The organism is Actinomadura sp. HBU206391 (genome assembly GCF_014323665.1).
Lineage (GTDB): Bacteria > Actinomycetota > Actinomycetes > Streptosporangiales > Streptosporangiaceae > Actinomadura_C.
In genome coordinates, this window is record NZ_JABVEB010000307.1 from 1 (window position 1) to 5,914 (window position 5,914).

Consider the following 5,914-nt stretch of genomic DNA (forward strand, 5'->3'; position numbering starts at 1 on the left):
TCAGCGCGCCACCGATCCGTCGTCGTCGCGCGGCTTGGTCAGCGTGCGCGAGTTCGGCATCGGCGTCGGCCAGGAGCTTCAACGCCTCGGCGTCCAACCCCTCATGGAACCGCAACGAGCCGGTGAGGGCGCGCAGCTCGCATATCCGGGCCAGCGACTCCTCGCGCCACGAGGAGGTGAATTTCACCGGGGCGAAGTCGACCGCCACCGGCGCCTCCGTCCGGTCCGTCTCGCGCTTGCTGTTCATCACGCTCCGAGGTTCCACCGGTACGGGACGCGTGGCCAGAGAAGAGGACAGACTGTCAGTTTCCGGCCAGGGGCATGACGCTCGGCGATCAACAGCGGCAAGAACGCCCGAGGCGGTGCCTGGCGCGCTCGGCGGTCGTGGTGCAGGCTGTATTCGTTCCATTGAGATCGCTCGGGCGAAAGGGCGGCATGGTCTCGCGAGCACGCCACGAGGCAGTGCTCATCGTCGCCGTCGCCGTCGCCCTCGTCTGTACGGCCGCGGTCACCGTCATCGCACTGAGCGAGGCCCGCGGTGCCGCGACCGCCGGCGGGTGGACGATCTCCTCGTCGGGCCGGTACAGACCGCAGGCGAGGATCGTCGACATCGCCGCGGTCGGTGGCTCCGACGTCTGGGCGGTCGGCGCGGAATCGGTGTCCGAGGAGCCTCTCAGCTATGGCGTCCCCGTCCTCACGCACTGGGACGGTGCCAGGTGGACGAGGGTGGCGCCACAGACGCTGCCGTTGCCGTACGGCGAGCTCAACGGCATCAGCATGGTGTCGGGGTCGGAGGTCTGGGCCACCGGACGGCTCGGTCCCACGGCGGGTGAGCAACGCGGGCCGTACGTGCTGCGCCATGACGGCATGTCCTGGGGCGCGGTCCCGGTGACGGGGCTGCCGCAGGTGGGCCACCTCCTGCCCGCGGCGGTGCGCGGGCGGACCTGGATGGCCGTCGCCGGGTCGCCGGTGGTCGCGACGTACACCGGAAAGGGGTGGCGTGCGGAGAGTCTCGGCGAGCATGTCCGGATCTCCTCGATCACGGCCCGGAGCGAGGACGACGCGTGGGTCGTCGGCGATCGGCTCGGCCGAGCGTACGCGGCGCATTGGGACGGCGGGGTCTGGGAGGCGCTGCCGCCGCCGACCGGCCGGGGCGTGATCCTGTCCGACGTCCACGCGGCCTCGGCCACCGAGGTCTGGGCCGTCGGGGGCGAGTTCGGCGTCAACCGGCCGGTCCTTCTGCACTGGGACGGCCGGGCGTGGGAGCGCCTGGCCGTACCGCTGGAACATGGCGACCTGAGTGCCGTCACCGCCGCGTCCGGCGGGCGGGTCTGGGTCGCGGGGACGGATCGGGAGCGCCCCGACCGGCCGCTCATCCTGCGGTCGGCGGGGCGGCGATGGACGAAGTCGTACGGGCCGGTACCGTCCGGCACCGACCACGTGAGCGTCAACGCGCTCACGCGTGCCGACGGCACCGAGCGCGTGTGGCTTGCCGGTTCCACGGGCGGCGGCAAGGCCCGCTGGGGCCGGGACCTGATCCTGCGCACCGCCGATCCGGGTCGCTAACCGGCCCAGCGTGGTCCCTAGTTGCGGATTGACGTACCGATGAGCTGCGCCGGCGTCCGTCCGTACCGACCGATCAGGCCCGGCCCACAAAGGGCCGGGCCTGCGAGGTGAAGAGTCAGCGACCGGCAGGGTGCACGACGACGGCGCTGCCGCCGCCGAGGCGGACCGGTTCCGCGGCCGCCTGCAACCGTCCGTCCCTCAGGAACGCCACTCCGGTCATGTTGCCGAGCGTCCCCGTCTGGGTGAACTGATGGCCGAGCCCTCGGAGCGCGTCACCCTCCGGGCTCTGCACCAGTCCCTGCTCGGCGGTCGTCGTCGCCGAGTTGGTGTTGGACAGTCGCGGCGCGGCGATCGCCTCGGGCAGGCTCATGCCGAAGTCGAGGTGGTTCACCAGCACCTGCAGCACGCTGGTGATGATCACCGCGCTGCCCGGCGAACCCGTGGCGAGGAGCGGCCGTCCGTCCTTGGTCACGATCGTGGGGGTCATGCTGCTGCGTGGCCGCTTGCCACCGGCGGGGGCGTTGGCCGGATCGTTCGGGTCGGCGGAGAAGTCGGTGAGCTCGTTGTTCAGCAGGAAGCCATAGCCGGGCACCGCGATGCCGCTGCCGCTGATCTGCTCGAGGGTGAAGGTGTAGGCCACGACGTTGCCGTACCGGTCGGCCGTCGTCAGATGGGTCGTCGAGCCGTCCACATCCCCGGTACCGCCGGTGCGGGGCTTGCCGTTGCCACCGTTGTACGGCCATGGGTTGCCCGCGGGCACCGGCTTGACGGCGGACTGCGATCCGATGAGCTTGCGCCGCTCGTCCGCGTAGCCTTGTGACAGCAGGCCCGTGAGCGGTACGTCGACGTAGCGGTTGTCACCGATGTAGGCGTTCCGGTCGGCGAACGACAGGGCGGAGCTCTCGATCAGCCGGTGCAGCGCCTCGCCTCGCGGCATGTTCTTCAGGTCGTAGCCCTCGAGGATGTTGAGCGCCTCCCCGACCGTCGAGCCGCCGCTGGAGGGCGGGGACATGCCGTGCACCTTGACCCCGCGGTAGCGCACCTCGGTCGGGGCCTTCTCGAGAGCCCGGTAGTTCCTGAGGTCCGAGGTATTCATCGAGCCCTTGCGCACGTTCCGGGTGCTGCCCGGCACCACCGGCGGCTCGGCGACCGTGTCGGCGATGGCGTCAGCTATCTCGCCCTTGTAGAACGCCGAGGCGCCCTTGGCGCTCAACAGCTTGTAGGTGCGCGCGAGTTCCTTGTTGCGGAAGACGGTGCCCGCCTGTGGCGCCTGCCCGTCCTCGGTCAGGAACGTGTCGCGGCTGGAGGTGAAATCGCGCAGGATCGCGAGGTTCGACTGGGTGCGGTTCTGGTATTCCTGGTCGACGACGAAGCCGTCCTCGGCGAGGTCGGTCGCGGGCTTCAGCACGCGCCGCAGCGGCATCGTTCCGTACTTGGACAGCGCGCGCTCCCAGCCGCTCACCACGCCGGGAACGCCGATGGACAGGCCCGACACCCGCCGCTCGGTGAAGGGGATGGTCTGCCCGGTCGCGGGGTCGATGAAGAGGTCGGGCGTCGCGGCCGCCGGCGCGGCCTCACGAGTGTCGATCGTGGTGACCTTGCGGGTCTTCGCCGAATAGATCACCAGGAAGCCGCCGCCGCCGATGCTGCCGTCATAGGGCCGGGTCACCCCGAGCGCGGCGGAGGTGGCGATCGCCGCGTCGACCGCGTTCCCACCTCGGCGAAGGATCTCCAGGCCGGCCTGGGATGCGTACGGGTCGAGCGACGCGACGGCGCCTCCGTAGCCGGTGGCGGTGGGTTGTTTGTCGATCGGACGTGGCTCGGCCTGTGCGACCGGCGCGTGTACCAAGGTGAGCGCCATCGCGCCGGCCAGCGTTGGTAGCGCCACGCGCCTGCACGCTCGCCGCATGCGGACAATCACTTTTGCCTCCTGTTTCACTCCCCACGGAACGAATCGCATCTTGACACATTACGGATGTCTGAACCAGCATGGATTTTCCGATAATGGTGCATTATTATGACCGGTTGCGGGCGATCCGAAATTGCCGTGACGACGTGATCGGCGTCGCGACGTCAATCACGTATGCGCGGGTCGCGCAGAGTGGTCAATCCGTGCGTGAACCACCGGTTCCCCGAATTCCTCCTCTCGCAGAATGCTCTCCGCGGTTGGGATTTCCTCGTCGGTTGCGATGGAGGCGGGATGAGCTCCGGGCGGGAGCCCATCCACGAGCCGTTGGAAACCTTTCACAGGTGGTAGCCGACCGTGCGCGGGCTCAGGAACAATTCCGGGGCGGGAGAAGGCGGTGCCGGGTCTGGAGGTCGAGTTGACGACTGTCATCACGGCAGGTCGGAGATGTCGACCCCGGCGGGCAGCCGGAGACCCGGGGGAACCGTCCTGAGGCCGAAATGCGGCGGACGCGTGAAGTCGGCGACGTCGGCGAAGTCGACGGTGCCGCCGGTGAAGCGCGCGGGCGCGACCGTGAGGTAGCGGGTCGCGAGATGATACTCGGCGAAGTTCACAATGCCGCCGGTCAAGCTCGCTCCGGTGAAATCGACCAGACCGCCGGAGAACTCGGCGTCTTCGAAACGAATCTCTCCGCCCGTCACGGCGGCTTCCCGGAAGCTCACCTCGGCGCCGGAGAACCGTGCGCTGTCGAAGGAGACCCAACCGCCGGTGAAGGCGGCCCGGTGGAAGCGGACGTTCCCGCTGCGGAACTCGGCGAGGCGGAAATAGACGTTACTGCCCTCGGCGAATTCGACGTCGTCGAAAATGACCTGGTCATGGCCCTGGCCGACGAACACCGCCTTCAGGAAGATGATCTCACCGCCGGTGAAGCGGGCGCGGCGGAAGTCCGCCTCGTCCAGAACGGCACCGGTGAAGTCCAGGTCGTACCCCCGCCAGGATTCGGGTGAGTCGTCTCGAAGGTGGGCCGCGATGAGCCGTACGACGGTCTGTCGCACTTCCCGCTCGCGCCGCCAGGCCGTGAGCGCCTCCTCGTCGGCGGGCGGCTCGGGTGGATGCGGCATCCTCAGGTAACCGCACAGGACGTCGATGCAGGTCTGCCGCTCGCGAAGCCAGTCATCCGCGACGCGCGCCATGGCGTACGCCCCGGCCATCCGCACCGCCGGCTGCTCCGCGCCCAGTTGTTCGGCGGCGGCGCCGAACCGCTCCGTCAAGACCCTCCCGTGCTCCCGGGACTCGGCCGCCTCACCCAGGTGCTGACGACGGTAGGCCACCACCAGAGCCACCACGCCGCCCACTCCTGCCACGACGGCCAGGGCGATCTTGATGGCGTCGTAGGTGTCGGTCGGCTTCAGGGGACCGGCGGCGCGCACGCGCGGCATCCCGAGGAGCAGCCACAACAGTCCCAAGACCGTGATCGCCGCGGCGGCGGCCAGCAGCAACATGACGGCGATATGCCGGCCGAGCGACCAGCGCATCACCATTGCCGGCGTCCTACCCGAACGCTTGCGAGGCTCCGCAAATCCCACGATCGACCACTATCGCAAAGCGGCCGGTCGTCATGGGCGTCCGGGCTCCGTGCACCGCACGGGTCTCACGGACGGTGCGATGGCTCGACCATCCCGACGTGGGTCCGTCCGCCGTACGGGCACTGGCCGGCATCGGCACGGCGGCCGCCATCCGGTGGATCAAGTCGGCCCTCACGCGGCCACAGGCTGCCACGCCGGGAACTCCGCAGGGTGGTGGAGGCGTTGACGGACCGGCTGGTGGCCGACCCCGAGATGGTCTGGTACACCCGCAACGCGCTGGGCGGCCACCACGCCGCGCTCGGGCTCGGCCGGTACGTGCGGGAACACGGCTGGCCCCCGCCGGGCGGGGACGAGACGGTCGGCCTGCTCACCGCGTTACACGAGAACGTGGCGAATTGCCGGATCAACTCGACGATGCGGGGTAATCGCCCTCTGAACCCACGGTGCGAAGAGTTCCGCGGGTGTCGGGATGCGTCGCCCTCAGGGAGGCACGGAGATGGGACTGTCACAGCAGGAACAGCGCGTTCTACAGGACATCGAGCGGCATCTCCGAGTGAAGGATCCGGCGCTGACGGCCCTGTTCGACCACCCCGCGCCCTCTTCCCACGTTGTCACGACATCTCCGATCGCGTTGCACCGGATCACCGAAGGAGGCCGCGCTCTCGTGGTCACGATCACCGCCGCGGCCTGCTTTTTCGCGTTCATGGTCATCGTGGCGTTGGCTGCGGGACGTGCCGAAGCCGAGCGGCCGACCGAGGCATCGAGAACCGTTGTCCCGGCGACGTGGGCCGAGACCGCAGGCGCCCGGGGCCGGTGACCTTCGCACCACGCCTCGCGTTCAGCAGGTGTTCTTCCT

At 69.4% G+C, this 5,914-nt stretch carries 5 protein-coding genes; 2 read left to right on the forward strand and 3 right to left on the reverse strand.

The window, feature by feature from the left end; translation table 11 throughout:
* A partial coding sequence (locus tag HKK72_RS34935; RefSeq protein ID WP_187238686.1) for a hypothetical protein occupies positions 1–250 on the reverse strand: 250 nt, incomplete at its 3' end.
* Between the two features lie 185 nt (positions 251–435).
* Here HKK72_RS34935 and HKK72_RS34940 point away from each other — a divergent pair.
* Positions 436–1,566 carry a hypothetical protein gene (locus tag HKK72_RS34940; protein WP_187238687.1) on the forward strand — a complete coding sequence of 377 codons (1,131 nt, stop codon included), beginning with the start codon at positions 436–438 and terminating at the stop codon, positions 1,564–1,566.
* Positions 1,567–1,681: 115 nt separating this feature from the next.
* Here the strand turns inward: HKK72_RS34940 and ggt are convergent, their stop codons facing one another.
* Together ggt and HKK72_RS34950 are read right to left on the reverse strand one after the other, a co-directional pair.
* Entirely contained in the window at positions 1,682–3,454 is a 1,773-nt protein-coding gene (gene ggt, locus HKK72_RS34945) for a gamma-glutamyltransferase (protein ID WP_315987600.1), read from the reverse strand.
* A gap of 449 nt (positions 3,455–3,903) precedes the next feature.
* A complete protein-coding gene (locus tag HKK72_RS34950; RefSeq protein WP_187238688.1) occupies positions 3,904–5,013 on the reverse strand; it encodes a pentapeptide repeat-containing protein in 1,110 nt (369 codons plus the stop codon).
* A gap of 541 nt (positions 5,014–5,554) precedes the next feature.
* Between HKK72_RS34950 and HKK72_RS34955 the strand changes: the two genes are divergently transcribed.
* Complete coding sequence (locus tag HKK72_RS34955; RefSeq protein WP_187238689.1) at positions 5,555–5,875, forward strand: DUF3040 domain-containing protein; 321 nt, start codon at positions 5,555–5,557, stop codon at positions 5,873–5,875.
* Positions 5,876–5,914: the final 39 nt, after the last annotated feature.

Bases quoted from the DNA above. Each gene is read 5' to 3' on its own strand.
- HKK72_RS34955 (WP_187238689.1), top strand. From the start codon at position 5,555: ATGGGACTGTCACAGCAGGAACAGCGCGTTCTACAGGACATCGAGCGG.
- HKK72_RS34950 (WP_187238688.1), bottom strand. From the start codon at position 5,013: ATGGTGATGCGCTGGTCGCTCGGCCGGCATATCGCCGTCATGTTGCTG.
- HKK72_RS34940 (WP_187238687.1), top strand. From the start codon at position 436: ATGGTCTCGCGAGCACGCCACGAGGCAGTGCTCATCGTCGCCGTCGCC.